Raw genomic sequence first — 21165 nt, 5'->3', positions numbered from 1 at the left:
ACGGTGTAGTAACTATACTGCGATAGGCAAACCCATTCAAGCACCGATGTTTATGGGGATAGTGCGGGGTTAGTACGGGGTTTTCAGAGGTGACAGCGTCGCAGGCTTAGGCTAAGGTGGCGATCTTTTGCAAGTGAGTAATCGTATGGCCCGTCCGTCCAAGCGTAACGAGATAGCGATGCAAAGCCTGCCGCTGTTTCTCGAAAACGGGTTTAAAGGGACGTCTATCGATATGGTTGTCGCTGCTTGCCGGGTTTCGAAGCCGACCGTGTACCGACATTTTCCGGATAAAAATGCGCTGTTGGTTGCAGCACTCGAATATTGGCGGGACGTACAGCCTAGTGTGGACTGGTCAACGCTGACGGCGAGCGCACTTTGGCTCAAGCTGGAAGCGCTGCTGCTTACGCCAGAGGCAGTGCGCCTGCTCGCGCTTTGCATTGGAGAAGGGCAGCGATTTCCCGATGCTCAGCGCGTACTATTTAAACATGTAGAACGCGCTTGGAGAGCGCCCCTTGAGCAGTGGGCTAAGCGACATGGATTCGATGTGGAAAGTTTCGCCAGGGAATTTGATCAGCGTTTGCTCCGCCAATTAATGACGCCAGCCGCAGAAGAATAATTAGACATCTACACTTCGAAGCCAATTCTCTGGCTTTAACTATCTGCCTTGCGATATCAACAGGCTCCAAATAATTTCACCGCATATTTGTCGGCAGCACTAGGTTTATGCAGGTTTTCCAGGTATGCGCAATGAGAACCTTGTTGCGTTACTGTTATGTGCAGATTCGCAGGCTTGGCTATTTTCTGAAAGTCGGATGCTGGAATTATTGGGTCGTCGCCAGCTGCCAGAATGTAACTGGGGCAGTTGAGAAACGCGAGCTTCTGCCCGGTGAGCGTGTAACTTTTGAAGTATTCGGAGACTGAGTTGAAGCCGGTGTAGCGGGGAATGAAATAGTTGTTTAACTCATCAAGCGTGTGTATCGATTTTAAATCTTTGCCGTATTTGTAGTCTGGGAAAGCTGCAAGTTTTGCGGTTAACGAGCGCTTCCATTTATGCGCAAAATAGCGGCCGTAGAAAAACGCACCTCGGTTTAGGGCCATCATGGTGTGTGCGGGGTCGAGTACCGGGCATACGGCGAGCACGCCCGCTAGCGGTTTAGCGAGATGCTGTTCCCGCACCGCGACGCGCAAGGCAAAGTTCCCACCCAGTGAGAACCCCATCAGGCAATACTTGTCGTAGTCGGTTTGCTGCTGGATGGCTTTGACTGCGCCCACTACTTCGTCAATCAGCGATGAGTTAAATATGCCGCGGTTTAAGTGGTAGGTGTCGCCGTGATCGCGAAAATTAAGGCGAAAAGTGTCGAACCCATTGTCGAAAAGCGTGCTGCCAGCGGAGGTCGCATAGGCCGACTGGCTGGAGCCTTCCCAGCCGTGCAGCACAATAACCAGAGTGTTCTTGTGCGCCGGGTGGGAGGAGGATGCAGTTGCAGGCGCTGTGTTAAGCTCTCCGGCCAAGGTAACTCCGTTGCCGGCATCGAGCTCCAGCCATTGGGCAGTGCTGAGGTAGCTCTTGTGCGTGCGTTTCAAAAACGCTTTGCGCAAGCCGGAAGTCGCTAAAATAACCTGTGCGTGAGCGTTGCGAAGAATGCCGCGAGGATTAAAGTCGATCGTGGGTGAGTCATTAGCTGGCATACATTCTCTTTATGTCGGCGTGGAACGAATAATTGATTGTCTCAAAAATGGTGAGTGTTGATGGTAACCCGTTTAGCAGTATTGTTGTTTGCAGTTGCGGCCGTGGTGGTGCGGGCTGAGTCGGCTCAGCTGCCGCTGGAAATTAAAGGTAACTGGCTTCCGGGCGCGATGCTGTTTGGTCATACCGTGCCGGAGGCGACTGTTTCGGTGATGAATAAAACTCTGACCGCAGATGCCAAGGGGAATTTCGTTTTCGGGTTAGGGCGAGACGTGAAGGGCGAGCAAACAGTGACCGTCAGCAAAGGTGGTACGGAATTCTCCGCGCAATACACTGTGCAGCCGAGACAATACAAGGTTCAGCGTATCACCGGGGTGGAGCAGAAATATGTCGAGCCTCCTGAAAACGTACTGGCCCGCATCCAGGAGGATTCTGCTCAGGTTGCAAATGCGAGGCGTGTTTTGTCCCGGGAAACTTACTACCGAGAACCGTTTATTTGGCCCGCAGAGGGACCAGTCACCGGCGTCTATGGGAGTCAGCGCGTTTTTAATGGGGTGCCGAAACGCCCGCATTTCGGGCTGGATATTGCGGGCCCGGTCGGCACAACAGTGGTCGCACCTGCCGGTGGCGTAGTCGTCCTGGTGGCACCCGATATGTATTATTCCGGTGGCACGCTCATAGTCGATCACGGCTATGGAATTACCTCAACATTCATTCATCTAAGCAAGATACTGGTCAAGCCGGGCGCGCGCGTGCGGCAGGGTCAAAAAATCGCGTTGATTGGCAAGACCGGCCGCGCCACCGGGCCTCACCTGGACTGGCGGGTCAACTGGTTTGACGAACGGCTCGACCCGGCACTGCTGCTGCCCGACTTCGCGAGCAGGCGAGCGGAGGAGACTTCCGATAAAGCCAATACTCAACAGGTCGCGCCAGAAAAACCCGCATTAAACAACCGTTAGGCTGCCGTGAGTGGCCGTGAACATCTGCGATTTAGAGACTTTAACCAGCATCCGGTGTAACATTCGCGATCCAGAAAATTCCCATTGGCCAGACCCAAGGCCTGACAATCTTAGAAGGTTACGATGATTGATCAAAAACTGCTCAGTATTTTAGTGTGCCCAGTGAGTAAAGCTCCATTGGAATTCGTCGCAGACAAGCAAGAACTCGTATGTGCCGCCAGCGGCCTTGCATACCCTATTCGCGATGGTATTCCCGTTATGTTGGAAACCGAAGCGCGTGAACTGACACTGGAAGAGAAAGAACAGTACAGCCACTGAGGCAAACCCAGGCTGTTAACTATTGGCAATGAGGGTGGGGGACCAGAGCAATGAGTGACGACACCATATTCAGCAAGATAATCCGTGGTGAAATTCCCGCTGAGCGGGTTTACGAAGACGAGCTGTGTATTTGTATTAAGGACATCAACCCTCAGGCACCTACGCATGTGTTGGTTATTCCGCGCAAAGCGATACCTCGCCTTGCGGACGCGACTGACGAAGACAAAGCGCTGCTTGGTCACCTGATGCTGTCGGTCGGTGAAATCGCCCGCAAACTGGGTGTCGACGAGGCATTTCGAGTGGTTGTAAATAATGGCGAAGCTGCGGGTCAGACAGTTTTCCATCTTCACCTACACATCCTGGCCAACAAGACCTTCTCCGAAGGCTCGTTGGGAATGAAGTAACTGCTTCACCCGTTCGAGACCCATCTCTTTTTTATAGGCGATACATAAGTTTTCTACGATGATGAAAAGTGCAGAAATCCGCGATGCATTCCTGAAGTATTTCGCAGAGCAAGGGCACGAAGTTGTAAACAGCAGCTCCCTTGTTCCCGGCAACGATCCCACGCTGTTATTCACTAACGCGGGCATGGTGCAATTTAAAGACGTGTTCCTCGGGGCGGAGAAGCGGCCCTATAGCCGTGCCACCAGTTCGCAGCGCTGTGTTCGCGCGGGCGGCAAGCACAACGATCTGGAAAACGTGGGTTACACCGCCCGCCACCACACGTTTTTTGAAATGCTGGGTAACTTCAGCTTTGGCGACTATTTCAAGCGCGATGCGATTCGATTTGGTTGGGAGTTCTTAACCAAGGTACTCGGCCTGCCGGCGGAGCGCCTGTGGGTGACGGTGCACATCAGTGACGACGAAGCGGCGGATATCTGGCTGAAAGAAGTGGGCGTGAGTGCCGATCGCTTCTCGCGCCTGGATGAAGATAATTTTTGGCAAATGGGCGATACCGGCCCTTGCGGCCCAAGTTCCGAGATCTTTTACGATCACGGCGCTGATGTTCCCGGCGGCCCACCCGGTAGTGAAAACGACGACCTCGACCGTTATATCGAAATCTGGAACCTGGTGTTTATGCAGTTCGAGCGCCAGAGTAATGGTGAGCTGGTGCCTTTGCCGCGCCCATCGGTGGATACCGGCATGGGGCTGGAGCGTATCGCTGCGGTAATGCAAGGCGTGCACAGCAATTATGAAATCGATCTTTTCCAGGCGCTACTTCGTGCGGCAGCTACGGCAACCGGAACATCAGACCTGGAAAATAAATCCCTGCGGGTAATTGCAGACCATATTCGCTCCTGCTCTTTTCTTGTGTGCGATGGCGTGTTGCCATCGAATGAAGGGCGCGGTTATGTGCTGCGGCGAATCATGCGCCGCGCGATTCGTCATGGACACAAACTGGGCCAGACAAACAGCTTCTTTCATACCCTTGTCGCGGCTTTGGTTGAGCAGATGGGCGACGCCTATCCAGAGCTGCGCCAGCACCAGGCGCAGATTGAAAAAGTTTTACTCACCGAAGAACAGCAGTTTGCCAAGACGCTGGATAAAGGCATGGCGATTCTCGAAGACAGTCTCGCCGGTTTGGATGGTTCGGTTATTCCTGGTGAAACGGTATTTACCCTTTACGACACCTATGGTTTCCCGGTGGATCTCACCAACGATATCGCGCGCGAACGTTCTTTAACGCTGGATCTCGATGGGTACGAAAGCCTGATGGAAGCACAGAAAGCCCGCGCGCGCGCTTCTGGTTCTTTCAAGATGGATTACACCGCCAACCTGTCGCTTGAAGGTACCACTGAGTTTCTGGGTTACACCCACCTGGAGGAGTCCGGTAAGGTGCAGGCGCTGTTCAAAGACGGCGAGAAAGTCAGTCAGCTCAATGAAGGCGACGAAGGTGTGATCGTGCTTTCGCGAACGCCTTTTTACGGCGAGTCCGGCGGACAGGCCGGTGATACCGGGTACATTTCCACGGTTGCCGGTAAATTTGAGGTGCGCGATTGCCAGAAAAGTGGCAGCAATCACCTGCATATTGGCGTGATGTTGTCAGGCAGTATTGCCGAGCAAAACGAGGTCACCGCGTGTGTAGACCAAAGCGTGCGCGCCGCAACAGCGCTCAACCACTCGGCGACCCATTTACTCCACGCGGCATTACGCAAAGTCTTGGGTGATCACGTAACCCAGAAGGGCTCGCTGGTAGATTCACAACGCCTGCGCTTCGACTTCTCGCATTTTGAAGCGGTTAAGCCGGCGGAATTGAAGCAGATCGAGCGTATTGTGAACGGGGAAATTCGGCGCAATACAGTGGTTACCACCGAACTCTGCGATATGGATACCGCCAAAGAGCGCGGTGCAATGATGTTGTTCGGTGAGAAGTACGGCGATGAAGTGCGCGTTCTCTCCATGGGCGAGGGCTTCTCAGTGGAACTGTGCGGCGGTACCCATGTATCGCGTACCGGGGATATCGGCTTAATGCGCATTATCTCTGAAGGCGGCATTGCTTCCGGGGTGCGCCGAATCGAAGCGGTGACCGGTGAACATGCCCTGGTGGCAGTGGAAAGCCAAGCAGAACTGCTCAGTACTGTCGCTGGAGCGTTGAAGTCCGGCGCCGAGTCGCTGCCCGAAAAACTCGAACAACTGCTTGCTCGCAACAAAATGCTCGAGAAGGAGCTGGCGGCGGCAAACAGCAAACTCGCTGCGGCTTCTGCCGATGAATGGCTGGGCGAAGCGCAGGAAATTGAAGGGCTCAAGCTGCTCGTCAAGTCCCTGGAAGGGGTGGATGCAAAATCTTTACTGAGTACCCTGGATCAGCTCAAGAACAAACTAGGTAGCTGTGCGATAATTCTCGCGTCTGTGAACGAGGGCAAGATCGCGCTGGCTGCGGGCGTGAGTGCCGATTCCACCAAGCGTTTGCGCGCGGGCGACCTGCTCAAATACGTCGCCACTCAGGTCGGTGGCAAGGGCGGTGGTCGACCCGACATGGCGCAGGGCGCGGGTTCGGATGTGGCTGCGCTTCCTGGCGCACTGGCGAGTGTTCCTGCCTGGGTGCAAGACCAGCTTTCGTAGCATAGGCAGCTCCCCTGGAAGCGCAAAATCCGTGGGTTTTTAGCGTGGATAAAAGGGCAGGCGGCGCAGTAAAAGACTGTGCAGTTAAACAACGATGAGAGACCTAACAAGCAAATGAGCTTAATCGTACAAAAGTTCGGTGGTACGTCTGTTGGCACTACCGAAAAAATCAAAGCTGTGGCCGAAAAAGTCGCGGGTTTCCGCGATCAAGGTCACGACATGGTGGTGGTTGTGTCGGCCATGAGTGGCGAGACCAACCGTTTAATCAGCTTGGCGAGCGATGTCCAGGAAAAGCCGGACCCACGCGAAATGGACGTGCTGGTTTCAACCGGCGAGCAGGTAACCATCGCCTTGCTGTGCATGGCGTTAAAAGCCAAGGGCTATGACGCACGTTCATATACTGGTGGGCAGGTTAAAATTCTTACCGACAGCGCCCATATGAAAGCGCGCATTCAAAACATCGATGTAGACAACATGCGCGCCGATCTGGATGCAGGTCGCGTGGTTGTGGTGGCCGGGTTCCAGGGCGTGGATGAGGCAGGCAATATCACCACGCTCGGTCGCGGTGGTTCCGACACCACTGGCGTCGCGTTAGCGGCAGCGCTCAAAGCGGATGAATGCCAGATCTACACTGATGTCGATGGCGTCTATACAACCGATCCGCGTGTCGTGGATTCCGCCCGCCGATTGGACAAGATCACCTTCGAAGAAATGCTCGAAATGGCGAGCCAGGGGTCGAAAGTTTTGCAAATTCGTTCGGTCGAGTTTGCTGGCAAGTACAAAGTACCACTGCGTGTTCTGTCGTCGTTTGTCGACGGTCCAGGCACCTTAATAACACTTGATGAGGAAAACGAGACAATGGAACAACCCGTTGTATCTGGCATAGCTTTTAATCGGGACGAGGCAAAAATCTCCATTCTGGGTGTACCCGACGCGCCGGGTGTTGCTTCCAAGGTTTTATCACCCATTGGTGACGCGAATATCGAGATCGATGTAATTGTGCAAAATGTCGCCGCAGACAACACAAATGCGATTACTTTCACAGTTCACAAGAACGATCTTGAAAAAGCGAAGTCTGTATTAGCAGGCGTAGCCGAGGATTTAGGTGCTCGTGAGGTTGTCGGAGACGACAAAATCGCGAAAATCTCCATTGTTGGTGTTGGGATGCGCTCTCACGCCGGGGTTGCTTCGAAAATGTTCAAAACCCTGGCTAACGAGAATATCAATATTCAGATGATCACAACTTCCGAGATAAAGATCACCGTAATTATTGAAGAGAAGTACCTTGAACTTGCTGTTAGGGCACTACACAGTGCATTCGAATTAGACAAGTAAAAAAGAGTACGTTGTCAAAAAAGTGTTACAATTGTTGATACTGATGCCAAGCTTGTCTAAACCTTTAGGCAGGCTTTTAATTTTTGTGACCAAAATATAAAGTTAGCTGGTTTATATCTACCTCCCGTGCTACAACTTTGATAGTTGATAGTGGACTAGAACAATAACAGGGGTGGCAATGATGACCACCAGTGGAAGCTGGCATCGAACAAAATGATTATTGCTGGCAGAGCAGGATGAATATAAGGAGACTTAAATGTTAATTTTGACCCGCCGAATTGGCGAAACCCTCATGGTCGGTGACGATGTGACCGTAACCGTGCTGGGCGTCAAGGGCAACCAGGTGCGTATCGGGGTGAATGCTCCGAAAGAGATTGCGGTGCACCGAGAGGAAATTTACCAGCGCATACAGCGTGAAAAACAAGAACAAGGCGAAATAGGTAACAGCTAAGGTTACGCGAATTTCAGGTAAAACCCTCATGTCGTAAAAGCCAAAGTGGTGATATTGCCCTTTGGCTTTTATTTTTTGAAATTTTTTTCTTCAACCCTTTGATTTTTCTTGGCAAATTGCTATTATTCGCGCCCCACACAAAGCGGCGTGCACAAGCGGGCCAAGTGGGAATGTTGCGGAGAGGTGGCCGAGTGGCCGAAGGCGCTCCCCTGCTAAGGGAGTATACCCTTAACCGGTATCGAGGGTTCGAATCCCTCCCTCTCCGCCATTATTCTTTAGCTATCGGCATGCTCAAAAGCCGATAGGTATTAAATCCCTGAATTATCAGGGGTTATCCTTCCTGCCCTTCCCGGGCGACCAAATGTAATCTCCCGTTTAGAAGGTCGAACAATCTTCCCAAGGCTGCGCAGCCAGGTTGCCGTTAGGCTGCATTGTGGAGGCTGTATTTGCCTCTTTACCGCGCTTGCTGAGTTGGTACTACAAAACCTCAATCTTTGCATGGATAAGGAGAGCACCGCTAATAGAGTGCCTGTAAAAGCCCTGGTAAAAGTACTCGCACTTGCAAAGAACACCTACAAAGAGAACGTATGCCGAGCGCTTATTAAAGAGCTCCGACCAGAAACTGTTGGGCGTTCTAACTGTATTGCAAGGCTCGAGGCACGGCCTGCGGTGATCATTTGTGGCCTTGCGTTTCACAATAAAGGACCAAGGCCATTAATTGCGAAAGACGCCTAACAACTCACCGCCGCCGGTCACACAGAGAAATTACTACGTTGATCAGGGGTACCTATATTTATATCCCCCAGCAAACTACGCCTCCAGCTTAACATGTGCCTTGCCGCTATCAGTAGGCTTGCGGCGGTGAGTCACGGCTATTGGCAACCAATCTAAATCTGCGTGCTCCTACGAGTCTGTCTCTAGCAAGTATTCTTTGTGTACTGGGAATGAAATCGCAGCGGGTAAACACATCCCAGCAACACCAGCTTAATGGCAAGCGAACTGAAATCGTTAAAACGATGATGGTGACCTTGGAGTCTCAAAAGTTCTGTTGCCCGATCAGTGAATTTTTTGGGGTGAGGGTGATGTGCTCGTTGCTCTAGTCGCTTTAGCTGCACAGACATTATCGAAGCTGTAACTTGCCCTTGGTCTCTGCCGATGTATTTATGCCTATTAACTTGGCTGTGAAATTTGCGAGGTTAATAGGCGGGGCAGGGAAGCACCGCCATTGCCCGATGGGCCAGATTAATGAGTATCAACCGGCCACAATTTAAACTGTTCGATCCCTTGGCTGATGGACTCTTAAAACCGCAGCAAAAGCATGTGATGTCTTGTTCGCTATAGCTTTTACACTGCCCAAAAATAGAATTTATTTTTAACTTTTAATAAATGAGACATCGCTACTTATTGTAAATGCATTTTTGTGCCCAGAATATTTTTTGGCAAAATCAGTTTCAGTCCGTTCGAGGAAATTACGTCGCTTTAACGCTTGCGTGCTACCTTCGGGAAAATTATTAGGTTGAAGCGCATTTATTTAAATCACTTTGAGGACGCAAGAACGATAAGGGAGGGAATTTGACGTCTAGGATGGATGCGCAGCTGGCGAATTCGACATTGTGACCGAAGAGTTGGTTACTAAATCTCTAAGCTGCTGCGGAGTAAAAAATCGAGCGCATTGGTTTAGACGGTAGTGGATTTTACGTTTAATCCACTAGAGTGTTGGCGGTGCTCTCTATTTATGATGGTAAGCCATTTAAAACGATGTTTCAGAAAGCTTGCTATTTTGTAGCTAAGCAACGCCCGACTTTTCTATATACCCCTTTGTGCGCAATACGCATGGCGTATCGTTGGTTTGGATTGTCTATCATCGCCGAACAGAGGATTAATGGCGTGGGGCCTTCGCTGGATGAATTATTAGTGTCAAATAGGCGTTCAATTGATGCTTGGATAGTGACCTTTGAAACGGGATTAAATCAAATACTATCAGCGCGCGCATGTAAAAAACCCCGCGTGATGCGGGGTTACCAGAGCTCGTTGTCGATCTAAAACATGTTTAGGGGGTTATTCGAGGCTGTCCCAAATCCCGTTTGAGTTATCGTCACGCGTGGATACGCCATTCAGCTTTAATGCAGGATATTGGTTGTTGCTGCCAAGGTCCCAAATCTCCGGGTCGAAGGTGGCCACGGTTGCAAGTGCGTCCTCGCTACAGCCGTTAACGCTCTCTTCGGTGGGGCAGCGAATATCATCGGTGGTGAGGCTGGTGCCGTAATTGTTGGTGCCCTTGCTGGTTATGCCTGCATGGCTGTCAACATCCCACACTACTGCGGTGACAGATGGCGCTGCACTCCAGTTACCGAACAGGCCTGCGACGGTGGACGACGTTTGTAGAATGTTACCTGCGTCGATACTGGTGCTCGCGATGAGTGTTCCACTCATTGTTCCTACCAGGCCGCCAAAGAAGCCCGCATTGGCGGTGATTTGCGTGGTGACCAAAAGGTCTTCCATAACCAGGTTTTGGCTATTCCCAACCACACCACCAATGAGTCCGTTGCTATAGGTTTTGCTAATTGTGGTTTTGATTGTGCACCGGCGAATGCTGGTGACGTCACCCAGGGTGGCCGACAGTGATCGACCGACGAGGCCCCCTATCATGTAATTGCCCGCGCTGGGGCTATGAATTTCGCCGTCAACGTAGCAATCACTGATATGGCCGGTCGCTGACATATAGCCTACCAGTGGACCGACGTTGTTCGCGCCGGTTAGCATGGCTTTACGTAGAACAATGTTGCGCGCAACGAAGTTTGTACCCGTACTTCCGAATAGACCAATGTTGTTGTCGGCCGGAGTATTAATAAACAGGTGACTGATAGTGTGGCCATTGCCTTCGAAGGTGGTTCGGTAGTTGAAAATGGGGACCCAACCTCTACCCATATTCCAATACTCATCGGCTTCGGTGATAGCTCCATCGCCATCGGTGTCGAAATCAAGATCTGTTACCAGCTCATGTCCGCTGCAAGCGGGTATTGGGCAGCCAACACTGGCGTTGCCGGTACCTAAGGTGTTGCTGCGCATTGCATAGAGATCCGCCAGGGTGTGGATTTCAATTAGACCGTCTCCGTCTGCGTCTATATCTCGATTATCGCCAATACCATCTGTGTCGCTGTCCGCACTTTCTGTGGGATCAAACGGCAGCGCATCATCCACATCCAGTACGCCATCATTATCGTCGTCGGTATCGCGGTTATCACCTAGTCCGTCATTATCGTTATCGCCGGTTTCGGTGGGATCAGTTGGAAACTTGTCGCTGTTATCGCCAATGCCATCGTTATCCGTATCCGCGCTTTCAAACCGATCTAGTGGGAAAGCATCGCTGTTATCTCCAACACCGTCATTATCGCTATCGGTGGTTTCTGCCGAGTCCAGAGGGAAGGCGTCGGCGGTATCGGCGACGCCGTCGCCATCGTCATCGTTGTCATTGATGTTTGGTATGCCGTCTGCGTCTGTATCTAGGGCGAAGCTCAGTACTGTATTTAGCCCTGTGGCCTGATCTTCGATCTGTAGCTTATTAACGGCGAAACTGTTATCAACGTTGAAAGTGACTTTAGTGGCGCCATCGGTGCTGAGTTCTGGTGGTGTGGTACTGGCTAGGTTCTCTTCCCAGCTAAAACTCAGGTCCGGTGCCTGATTAAGCCAGCGGAGCTTACCGGTCACAGTAATTGTTGTTGCTGGAGGTACGGCATAGGCACGGGTGCTGTACTCGATAGCGCCCACAACCTGTGCACTCAACACAGCGGTGATATCACTGAAGCCGCTTGCGCTGAAATTGCCTACCAGGGTGGTCACGCAGCCGGTATCGTTGACAGGACACAGTTCGTTGTCCGCCACCTCGATACTGATCTCATGTGTTCCGGACCGTTTGGGCGTTGCGTAGTAAATCCTGTACAGGCCCTTGGTCTGTTCAATGGCCTCGGCCTGAACTTCCTGCAGGCGCAGGTTGAGATCACTGATGTCCAGGGCTTGGTAGACTTTGTTGGTGGTGCCGGTAATTTCGGACAGCGCGGCCATGTCTGCATTGTTGCGCACGGCAATGGCGTAGACGTCCTTGCGTACCCCTGCTGCATTGACCAATTGCCCTTGAATGCTGGCCGGTGTTGCATCGTCAGAGGTATGTTCGCCGTCGGTCACCAGAATGGCGTAGCCGGTCTCTGCATCGTCCAACCCAAAGCGGTTGGTCCACTGAGCAACGCCGGTTTGTACCGCACCTATGAGGTTCGTGGAGTTACCGCGCAGGGTGGTACCGCCCTCGACAATTTTTTCGGGGATGGAGTCAATAGCATCTGCTAGCGCGCCAACGTCGCTGGAAAAGCCGATAATGCGTTCAACCTGGCTGTCGAAGGTGTAAATCGCTACCCGCTGACCAGGGATCAGACGCGAGACCTTCACACCGTGGTTGTTTTCTTCATAGATGACTGCTCGTGCTGCCTGCTTTAGCGTGATGATATCGCTTTCGGACAAACTGGTACTGATGTCCAGCAGTAGGACAGTTTTGATGATTAAGTTGGCATTGCTAACAGGTTCGGAATCCAAAAAGGCTTCGCTGCCCAGAGCTTCATCGTTTTCCCGGACAACAAAATCATTCAGTGTCAGGCCGCTCACCGGTTTATTGGTAGCGCGATCCACAACCCTCAGGCCTGATACCACAATGCTGGGAGCCTGGGTTTGAATGCCAAAAGGCACGAGGTTATAACCGTTTTCGCCGAGACAGGTAACGGACAGGCCGTTGTAATTGCCGCCGCTGACAATACCCTCTCCCCCTTCAATCGAGCAGTTCAGATCGGTAGCGTTTGTTGAAATAACCACGTTAAACGGGCTGCCGTCAGGCAAACCGGAGGACACGGTAAAAGGCCCATCCGAGGTGAGTGTTTTGGTGTCGTTATTGGCTTGGTTAGTCAGCGTTACGCTGCCGTTGATACCCGTTGCATTGCCTCCCACATTGAAGCCGCCGGTGCTGCTGGAGGAGCTGCCAGACGAGCTGGATGTTGACCCGGATGTACTGGAGCTGGCGGAGCTGCTGCTAGAAGCACTGCTGCTGGCTGTGGAGGAACTGCTGGAGTTGCCAGTCGATGAACTTGGTGACGTGCTGCCACCTCCACCACCACAGGCGGAGAGCAATATCAGCAGACCCGCCGTAGTATACAAACGTGCATATAACTTCATGAATACCTGACCTCTTGGCGTGAGATAAACTTTAGTGGGATATAAATCGCTCTAATTATGAGATCTGGTTTAAAAAAGCACATCTACCATTTGGGAGTTGTCGGACAGCAAAAAAGATGATCCAAGTGCCAGATAGTTCGTTATAATCGCCCCGTAAAAAAGTGTTTGCACGTTGAGAAGTTGAGTAGAACCGGGTATCCATTGCGTGTGCCCGGTTTTTTATTGGGACAGCAAAGGGTCGTAGTGCATGTCTGATCTCCTTTCACATGATTTGCTTTTTCGTATCTACAACACAATTTCTGCTCCTGACACCTGGCCGGATGTGCTGGCCGCTATAGCCGCAGATCTTGATGCTACCCACGCGTTCATCGCGGCACGGGGCAGTGTCGATGAGCAGCCTTTCGCTTTTGTTGAAGTTGGTTTTGAGCCGGGTCATTTTGAACGGTACCAACAACATTTCTTCTCAGTGGATGTCTGGACCAAAGCACTCGCACAACATGAACCAAATTGCTTCCACGCCAGTCACGAGGTCTATGACGATAAGGCGTTTACCCGATCCGAGATTTATACCGATTTTGCCCGGCCGGCGGATATTCGGCATTCTCTCGGTTGTTTGCTGCTCTCCGGTGATGGTGAGCGACAGGTGATGATGACGGAGCTAGCGTTTATGCGCGGCAACGCGCGAGTAAATTTTACCCCAATAGAAAAACGACGAGCCGATGCTTATTTGACGCATGTTGAGCAGGCGTTGAAGTTTGGTCGGCAATTACAGGGGCTGCATACTCAGGAGAAAACCTTCGAGCGTCTTTTTTCTGAGCAGGCAACTGCAGCCTTCGTGTGCGATTATCAGCTGCGGGTCTATGAGTTCAACACGCAGGCCGAGACGTTGATGCGCAGTGTGCGACTGGTACAGGTGGACGGGCTCCAGCGGTTGCGTTTCTACGAAGCAAAAAACCAAGCGCAGGCGGAGGCGCTGGTTGGTGAATATTCGAATGCGACCTACGATGGGCACGAGAGCTTTGCTGCTCTTGCGGCAACGAAAGCCTATCGGGTAACAATGTCGCCATGGTTGCACGCTACGGTCACGCCCTGGGGGCCACAACACCACAACGCACTCTTGGTGAAAATCGAACCGCTTCGAACCACAACTCAAATTTCGCCGAGGTTGATTCTGAGCTGGACAGATATGACCGTGGCTGAAGCCGGCGTTGCAGCGTTGTTATGTGAGGGATTGACATTGCCAGATATCGCCGCGCGGCGAGGGGTAAGTCTCGGAACGGTACGGCAGCAGGTAAAAGCCGCTATTCAAAAAGCCGGCTGTCGTTCCCAGGCACAACTCATTGCGCGTTTGTTGGCTATGAGTCTTTAGCTGCTAGGTTGGTAAGCGAACCTAACCTTCAGTTTATTTAGAATAGCGGGTAAATTAGAGGGACAATATTAGAGGGACATGCACCAAAAGAAATTAGAGGGACAATAAAAATTGAGGGACAGGCACCAATAAAAATTAGTGTGATCCGCCGAGTAGGCGGCATAGAACGACGGCAATTTAGAGACACATAAAGCTTGGTTATAGCGCTGCCAGCATAAAATTTACAAGTGGGCAAATTTTCAATCGCCACTGACCAGATGATCAATCAATAGCCCTTCGCGTTGGGCGGCCAGTACTGCCTGGGTTCTGTTGGTTGCATCCAAACGCTCGATAACTTTGGAGACGTATTCTTTGGCAGTGGATGGAGACACACCCAACTGTATCGCTATTTCTTTATTTGACAAGCCTTCCGCGAGGTAGCGCAAAGTGGCCCGTTGCTGGGTGGTTAAATCGATGTAGCCTGGATCTTCCTGGGCGGATTTCACGACGATATTGCCGTTCAGTATTTCCTGTATCGCGTTTTTCATTTCTTCCTTGCTGGTCGATTTGGCAATAAAACCATTTGCGCCCGCATCTAACATTTGGCGTGTACTGGTGCCGAAGTCAATCGTTGAAATCACGATGATGGTGAGGGTGGGGAATTCGTTGCGAATCGCTTTTAAACCGTCTAGGTCGCGCGTACCTGGCATTTTTACATCCAGGGTGATCAGGTTGTAATCACGGGTGCTTTTAAGTTTTGCAAAGGCCGAGGGGAAATCGTCGGCCGTGTTTACCGTAGCACCCGGTAAAAGCTCCGCCAGCAATAGATGTAATCCATCTCTATAAAGGTCGTGATCTTCGGCGATTAATATTTTGTCGTTACAATGCGGGGTATTCATGATTGTGATCCTTGTAGCCACTGTGCTTCCAGATAACGGAGGAGGGAACGCAATTCCGCCGGCCTGAATTCCGACGACAGCGTGTGCACATTGAGCGAGGTAAGTTTTGCAGCCAGTGCGCGCTCAACTGTACCGCCGAACTGTGCTTGCACCACATTGCCAAAACGCGCTTCCAGTGATTGGGCATGCGCGACAAGAGCTTCATAGTCAGCTTCGCCGGGTGATTCCCCAATAACCAGAGTCATAGCTGCATTTTGGTCGCTGGCAGTTTGATCGGAAGCAAGGTAGCCCCACGAATGCAGGCACGCGTTAACCTGACTACGTAGTGTCGTCTCGCTAAGCTCGACGACAATGCGCAACCTGTCTGCAGTTGAAGTCTCGCGGCTGCCGGCGGGAAGTGAGGGCGCTTCTATAGCGGGAAGCCGTAACTCAAACACCGAACCTCTGCCAGCGCGTGAACGCAGTGTAATGGCGCCATGCAGTAATTCGGCAGAGTGACGGACTATCGCGAGCCCAATACCCATTCCTGCGTGGTCGCTGTTCGCATGTTGCGAGCGCTGGTAAATATCGAAAATTACGTTACGACTTTCGCTGGTGATGCCCTGGCCCGTGTCCCACACCTGTATCAGCAGGTATTGATCGCGGCGGCGTACGCCGAGCAGTACTCCACCGCGGTCGGTGTACTTTATGGCGTTACTTAACAGGTTTCGCAGAATGCGCTCCAGTAACACCTGGTCTGAAGCCAGATGGTTCACAGAACAGTGGAAGCGAAGGCTTAAGCCTTTGGATTGTGCCTGGGGTTCGTATTCCACCCGCAGGCTGGCTAACAGGCTATTTAGGTTAACCCGTTCGATGTGTGCTTCTTCGGCGCCGGCTTCCAGGCGACTGAGTTCCATTAGCGTACCGAATGACTGATTCATTTGCTCATGAAGCTGAAATACTTTACTTAGCAGCACACGGCTCGATTTGTTTTGAATGTGTTCGCTTAGATGCGCCAAAAACATGCCCATGCTGTGAAGCGGCTGACGTAAGTCGTGGCTGGCGGATGCGAGGAAACGTGATTTCGCATCATTACGCATGGTTGCTAGAAACGATTGCCTCTTGAGTTCGTTTATACGAATAAGCATGGCGATGAAGTGAATCAGCATATGTGCGATTTGAAAAAACGGTTCTCGTACGACTTTATAAGACAAGGTGCTAGAGTGTGCATCGGGTACTCTTGCGGCGACAAAACCAAGTTCGACAAGTGCGTAGAGCACTGGCAGCCAGCCCAGCATAAAAAGAAGGTAGTAGCGGCCTCTGCGAACGAGTTTATCCAAACCGGCCGATAGAATTAGCATCATCATCAATACGCCATTAAAGACGAAGAGCACCATATTCAGCTTTAGTGGCAGCACAAAGCTTAATGCTAACGAGAGGCCAAAAAAAATGAGCGTGCCATCAAATAGCCGTTGAAAACGCGAGTATTGGGCTTCCTCTGTGAGAAATGCGCGAGCGAACATGAGGGTGCTGATTTGCAGGGCTGATACCCACAACCAAAGCCACCACGAGGTCTCCGGGCTGTAACCGAACAGTTTTACGCCAACAACACTGCGGTAGCATAAAAAAGAAAGCAGAAAAATAGAGGAGAGACTGAACCATAAAAACGTGGTGTCCCTCAGTACAGCCGCGCAGCACAGGGCAATTAAAATTAGCCCTATAATCACACCCACTGCGAGGCTGTAAATATAACCCATGTAGTTGGACCAGCTGGTGTAAGCGGCAGCGGTTGTCAGTCGGATGTAGGGCGGCGCTACTATGCCGTCAGCAGTCAATTCAATGGCGATATTGTACGTAGTATTGGGTTCTAAACTGAGCTCGAAGCCGCGGCCGAGAACATTGAGTCGCGCGTTGCCAAAGCCTTGAGAAAAATCTGAGAAAAATTCCTGTGCATGCTCTCCTGTCTGCACATGCAACTTTATCTGGTCTATGTAAAAGTTACTGAAATGTAACACCCAAGATTGCTGTGCTGTTTGATTCTGCACGTTGATAAGAAAGCAGTAGTGCGGGTTCCGTCGGAAATTAGGGAGGGTTGTGGTTTTTTGGTGGGCACGGAGAGAGACCGAAAAATTGCGAATAACATCCTTTGTTAAGCCGGATTCGCAGGGGAATAAGCCGCTTGCTTGTTGAGCGATATTCAGTTCGTAAGCATCGTGGTTCTGCGTGAGCAGCAGCGGGTTGCCGAAGTCGCCCGCTATTGGTTGCTCGCCCGCCGTTTCACTAAACACGAGTGGCGAGAAACTTAGGAGCAGCAAGAGCAGGTGTTTTATTGGGCTGGGCATAGTCGGTTGTGGGCGAGAAACTTGAGCAATGGACTCTTGGCAAAACGGTTGGAGGTTGCAGTATGCCGTTTTTAATGAATAACACAATCTTTACCCCGACGCTATGATAGCAGCGCCCGAGGCTGGCAGTGCGATGCTGATACTACCGCACTGCGAGCATTGCCCCCATGAGTTGGATGTGAATAGCCGTTGCCGGAACCCTACAAATGTTGAATAAAACCGCCACAGCGTTTTATGCTGTGGCGAGATTTTGTCGCGGGCTTTTAAGGTGCGATAAAAAGGCCCGCATCATTAATCTCCCAGCCTTTTTCGTTGATGAGGAAATCCCGCGCGCTCTGCGCAGCCGAACTGTAGTGTGTGCTCGTTGCGCCCAGCTTCACGCCGTTTTTAATATTAGGATTTTGGCTCCAGGCAATCAGTATTGCATCGTAGTTGCTGGTTGAAAGTGGTGTAACTGAAAAGGTGTCAGACATATTAGATGCCGACGAAATATCCCAGTCTGCGAGGTTTTGGTCAAAGTTGTTAGCACCTCGGAACATCCGCGAGAGATTTGTCGCACTGGAGACATCCCAGGTGGAAAGGTCGGCGTTAAATGCGGAGCTCGCAAAAAACAGGTCGCTCATATTGGTAACGCTGCTCACGTCCCAGAGGCCAATTTCCTGATTGAACGCACGTGCTTCGCGGAACATACGGCCCATGGAGGTAACTTTGCCGGTGTTCCAGGCGGAGATATCCTGGTCGAATACTTGAGCTTGTTCAAACATCGACGTCATAGAGAGAACCTTGTCAACATTCCAGTTGCCAATATCCTGGTTAAAGGATTTTGCAGCGTTGAACATAAACGCCATATCGGTTACCTGCGATACATCCCAACTGCCAATGTTCTGGTTGAACACGGACGCGCTGTTAAACATTGAGCGCATGGTGGTGACCTTGGATACATTCCACGCACCGATATCCTGATTAAAGGCTTTCGCGCTCACAAAAGCGCCGTCCAGCCTGGTGATGTTGGAAACATCCCAGCCACTTATATCGCTATTAAAGTTGGAGGCCTGGGCGAACACGTTTGTCATAACGGTGGCCTGGCTTAAATCGGGGCTGGTGGTATCGTTAATCACCAGGTTATCGCAATTGAAGAACGCATTTTCCATTGAGAGCCAAGTGCGTAATCCCCAGTGCTCAACGCTTAACAGCTTAAGCGAATCGCTGGCGTTTGCACTGTTGCTCGGGGTGAATGTTATGGCCGGGAAATTGCCGGATATGGATACGGTGTATTCGCCTGCACTGGCGTAGGTGTGGGTGCTGTCGCCAGTCAGATTGGCATCGACACTGCCATCACCCCAATCGACAGTGTAGTCGTACGCGAAGCTGGCGTTGGTTTGGATAGTAATCTGGCTGTCGTCGCTCGCACCGGTATTATCTGTTTTCCATATTGTAACGAAGGGCGTTTCTTCGAGCACTGTAAGGGTCAGGTTGGCTGACTTGGTGCCGACCACATTGGTCGCACTGACGCTAACAACGGTTTCTGCTTGGATTGCCTGCGCTGCACCGGTAATTACACAGCTACTGCCGTTTTCGGATAGTCCGATGGACAGCCCCGCGGGCAAATCGTCAGCGGCACAGCTTTCTGGCGAACCACCGAGATTCGTCAGTAGAAACTTAACGCCATTGGCGGTGTAAAAAGTTGTGGCTGTGTCTTGGAGTGCGGGCAGGGTCGCAAGGCCGCCGTCTTCGATCGACCAGCCAAATGTGTCGATGATGGTAGTGCGGGCGGCCTCTGCTTCAAACCCGTATTGCAGGCTCCCGACGCCGAAGGCAACATCGCTTTGTAGTGGCAGCTGTGCCCAGGCCTGCAGCATTGCGTTGTAATTGTTGAATGACAAACCGCTGCTTTCTGCAAAGCTAGCCATATTGGTGACGGCGCTAATATTCCATTGAGACAGGTCCTGGTCAAAGTTTTGAGCCTGCCGGAACATACTGTCCATGGTGGTTACCTGGCTTGTGTCCCAATCGCTAATGTCCTGATTGAACGCCACCGCGTCGCGAAACATGCTGTATAAGTCGGTGACTTTCCCTATCTGCCACGCTGCAATATTTTGGTTGAATGCGCTGGCCTCGCGGAACATGCTTCCCATGGATTCTACGTTGCTGACGTCCCAGTTGCCGATGTTCTGATTAAATGCTTCCGCGCCATTGAACATCTCGGCCATTGTGGTCACGCCGGACACATCCCAGCTGGTGATATCCTGGTTGAACAGCGCTGCACTCTCAAACAGGCTATTCATTTCAGTCACTTTGCTGACATCCCAACCGCCGATTGGCCGGTTAAACACGAATGCCTCTTTGAACATTTCTGCCATGGTTTGCACCTGACTGACATCCCAGGTGCTGATGTCCTGGTCAAAGGACTCTGCACCGTAAAACATTCTGCGCATGTTGGTAATTGCTGAGGTGTCCCAGTTATCAATGGGGCTGTTGAAATGCGATGCGAATAGAAACATACCCTCCAAGTCGGTAACTCGAGAGAGGTTAGGGGCCTGGCTGTCGACGCTGACAAGGCTGGAGCAGAAGGCGAATGAGTACGACATGGACAGCCAGGGCCGGTTGCCCCAGGCGTCGACGGAGATGAGTTTGAATTCATCGCCATTGATGTTGCATGCCGGCTGTGGGTAGCGACCAGTGATTGACACCTGGTAGGTGCCGGGCTGGGCATAGGTGTGGGTGATGCTGTCGGTTACGTTGATGTCGCTGCTGCCATCGCCCCAATCTACGTTAAAGTCATAATCGAAGTCCGGGGATACGGGCAGAAAAATCTGATTGTCCTCACTGGCACCTTCGTTATTGGTTTGCCAGGTGGTGATGAACGGACTGGCGGCGACGACTTCAACCGGCACACGGCCGCTGTCACTGCCAGCACTGTTGGTGGCGGTGACGGTGATCTCTGTGAGCGAAAGCAGATCGGATGCCTCACCGGAAATTTCGCAGCCATCAGCGGCGGCTGAGATCGCAATCGACCAACCGGCGGGCAAGTCTGCGGCACAGTCTGTCAGCGCTTTACCTGCGCTGCTGGTAAGTGCAATGGATATGAGCTCATCCTGGATAAATTGTTGAATCGGCAGGTCTGCCAGCACGGGCAACGCAACACCGCCGCTGGACGACGATGAGCTTGAACTGCTACTTGAAGACGAGCTGCTAGAGCTGGAAGACGAGCTTGAACTGCTGCTTGAGGACGAACTGCTGGAGCTGGATGATGAGCTGGAAGCACTGTCTGGCGCGCCACTGCTGGACGACGAACTCGAACTACTTGAAGAGCTAGTTGACGATGTACTTGAAGAGGTATTGGAGCTGCTGCTAGACGACGATGAGTTGGAGGTGGAGCCCGTAGTCGAAGAGCTCGAGCTGCTGCTTGAGCTGGAACTGCTGCTAGAGCTCGAATTGGAGGTGTTGCCGTTGCCAGGAGTACCGGTTCCGCCGGATGATCCGGAGCCCCCGCCGCCACAGGCGCTTAACGCGAAAATCACACAGCTCAAACCCACATACCGTCTAAATAAACTCACTTTCATCCTTCCT

Annotated in this window: 13 protein-coding genes and 1 tRNA gene; 9 read left to right on the top strand and 5 right to left on the bottom strand. The window is 51.8% G+C overall.

What is annotated here, in order from left to right; all coding sequences use genetic code 11:
- Nucleotides 1-145: 145 nt before the first annotated feature.
- The gene (locus TERTU_RS12435; RefSeq protein WP_041590231.1) at nt 146-616 is read left to right on the top strand and encodes a TetR/AcrR family transcriptional regulator; all 471 of its coding nucleotides are present in this window, start codon (nt 146-148) and stop codon (nt 614-616) included.
- Nucleotides 617-672: 56 nt separating this feature from the next.
- On the opposite strand, the gene TERTU_RS12430 is transcribed toward TERTU_RS12435, so the two are convergent.
- On the bottom strand, nt 673-1689 hold the full coding sequence (locus tag TERTU_RS12430; protein WP_015820260.1) for a YheT family hydrolase: 1017 nt from the start codon (nt 1687-1689) through the stop codon (nt 673-675).
- A gap of 60 nt (nt 1690-1749) precedes the next feature.
- Here TERTU_RS12430 and TERTU_RS12425 point away from each other — a divergent pair, with 60 nt between their 5' ends.
- The 7 genes from TERTU_RS12425 (at nt 1750) to TERTU_RS12395 (ending at nt 8081) form a co-directional block, all read left to right on the top strand.
- Nucleotides 1750-2646, top strand: coding sequence for a M23 family metallopeptidase (locus TERTU_RS12425; protein ID WP_015818561.1), 897 nt, complete (start codon nt 1750-1752; stop codon nt 2644-2646).
- A gap of 123 nt (nt 2647-2769) precedes the next feature.
- Nucleotides 2770-2964: a Trm112 family protein gene (locus TERTU_RS12420; RefSeq protein WP_015818646.1), complete on the top strand. Its 195-nt coding sequence runs from the start codon at nt 2770-2772 to the stop codon at nt 2962-2964.
- Between the two features lie 50 nt (nt 2965-3014).
- Entirely contained in the window at nt 3015-3368 is a 354-nt protein-coding gene (locus TERTU_RS12415) for a histidine triad nucleotide-binding protein (protein ID WP_015820674.1), read from the top strand.
- A 58-nt stretch (nt 3369-3426) separates the two neighbouring features.
- The gene (gene alaS, locus TERTU_RS12410) at nt 3427-6027 is read left to right on the top strand and encodes an alanine--tRNA ligase (RefSeq protein WP_015819946.1); all 2601 of its coding nucleotides are present in this window, start codon (nt 3427-3429) and stop codon (nt 6025-6027) included.
- A gap of 114 nt (nt 6028-6141) precedes the next feature.
- Nucleotides 6142-7362 carry an aspartate kinase gene (locus tag TERTU_RS12405; protein ID WP_015819433.1) on the top strand — a complete coding sequence of 407 codons (1221 nt, stop codon included), beginning with the start codon at nt 6142-6144 and terminating at the stop codon, nt 7360-7362.
- Between the two features lie 256 nt (nt 7363-7618).
- The gene (gene csrA / locus TERTU_RS12400) at nt 7619-7813 is read left to right on the top strand and encodes a carbon storage regulator CsrA (protein ID WP_015819790.1); all 195 of its coding nucleotides are present in this window, start codon (nt 7619-7621) and stop codon (nt 7811-7813) included.
- A gap of 177 nt (nt 7814-7990) precedes the next feature.
- Nucleotides 7991-8081 (top strand) — tRNA-Ser (locus TERTU_RS12395).
- Between the two features lie 1790 nt (nt 8082-9871).
- Here the strand turns inward: TERTU_RS12395 and TERTU_RS12385 are convergent.
- Nucleotides 9872-13027, bottom strand: coding sequence for a VWA domain-containing protein (locus tag TERTU_RS12385; protein WP_015819018.1), 3156 nt, complete (start codon nt 13025-13027; stop codon nt 9872-9874).
- A 247-nt stretch (nt 13028-13274) separates the two neighbouring features.
- Between TERTU_RS12385 and TERTU_RS12375 the strand changes: the two genes are divergently transcribed.
- Nucleotides 13275-14396: a helix-turn-helix transcriptional regulator gene (locus TERTU_RS12375; RefSeq protein WP_015820767.1), complete on the top strand. Its 1122-nt coding sequence runs from the start codon at nt 13275-13277 to the stop codon at nt 14394-14396.
- Nucleotides 14397-14635: 239 nt separating this feature from the next.
- Here the strand turns inward: TERTU_RS12375 and TERTU_RS12370 are convergent, their stop codons facing one another.
- The 3 genes from TERTU_RS12370 to TERTU_RS12360 all read right to left on the bottom strand — a co-directional run bounded on the left by TERTU_RS12370 (nt 14636) and on the right by TERTU_RS12360 (nt 21158).
- On the bottom strand, nt 14636-15274 hold the full coding sequence (locus tag TERTU_RS12370) for a response regulator transcription factor (protein WP_015820580.1): 639 nt from the start codon (nt 15272-15274) through the stop codon (nt 14636-14638).
- Nucleotides 15271-17595 (bottom strand): sensor histidine kinase, encoded by a 2325-nt coding sequence (locus TERTU_RS12365; RefSeq protein ID WP_041590228.1) that lies wholly within the window; start codon nt 17593-17595, stop codon nt 15271-15273. The genes TERTU_RS12370 and TERTU_RS12365 overlap by 4 nt, the downstream gene beginning before the upstream one ends.
- Nucleotides 17596-17858: 263 nt before the next feature.
- Nucleotides 17859-21158, bottom strand: a complete 3300-nt coding sequence (locus TERTU_RS12360; protein WP_015817162.1) for a BspA family leucine-rich repeat surface protein — start codon at nt 21156-21158, stop codon at nt 17859-17861.
- Between the last annotated feature and the right edge of the window lie 7 nt (nt 21159-21165).

It is taken from the genome of Teredinibacter turnerae T7901 (assembly GCF_000023025.1).
In the GTDB taxonomy this organism is placed as follows: Bacteria; Pseudomonadota; Gammaproteobacteria; order Pseudomonadales; family Cellvibrionaceae; genus Teredinibacter; species Teredinibacter turnerae_B.
Note: the sequence above shows the minus strand (reverse complement) of the source record. Positions and strands in the feature narration are given on the sequence as shown.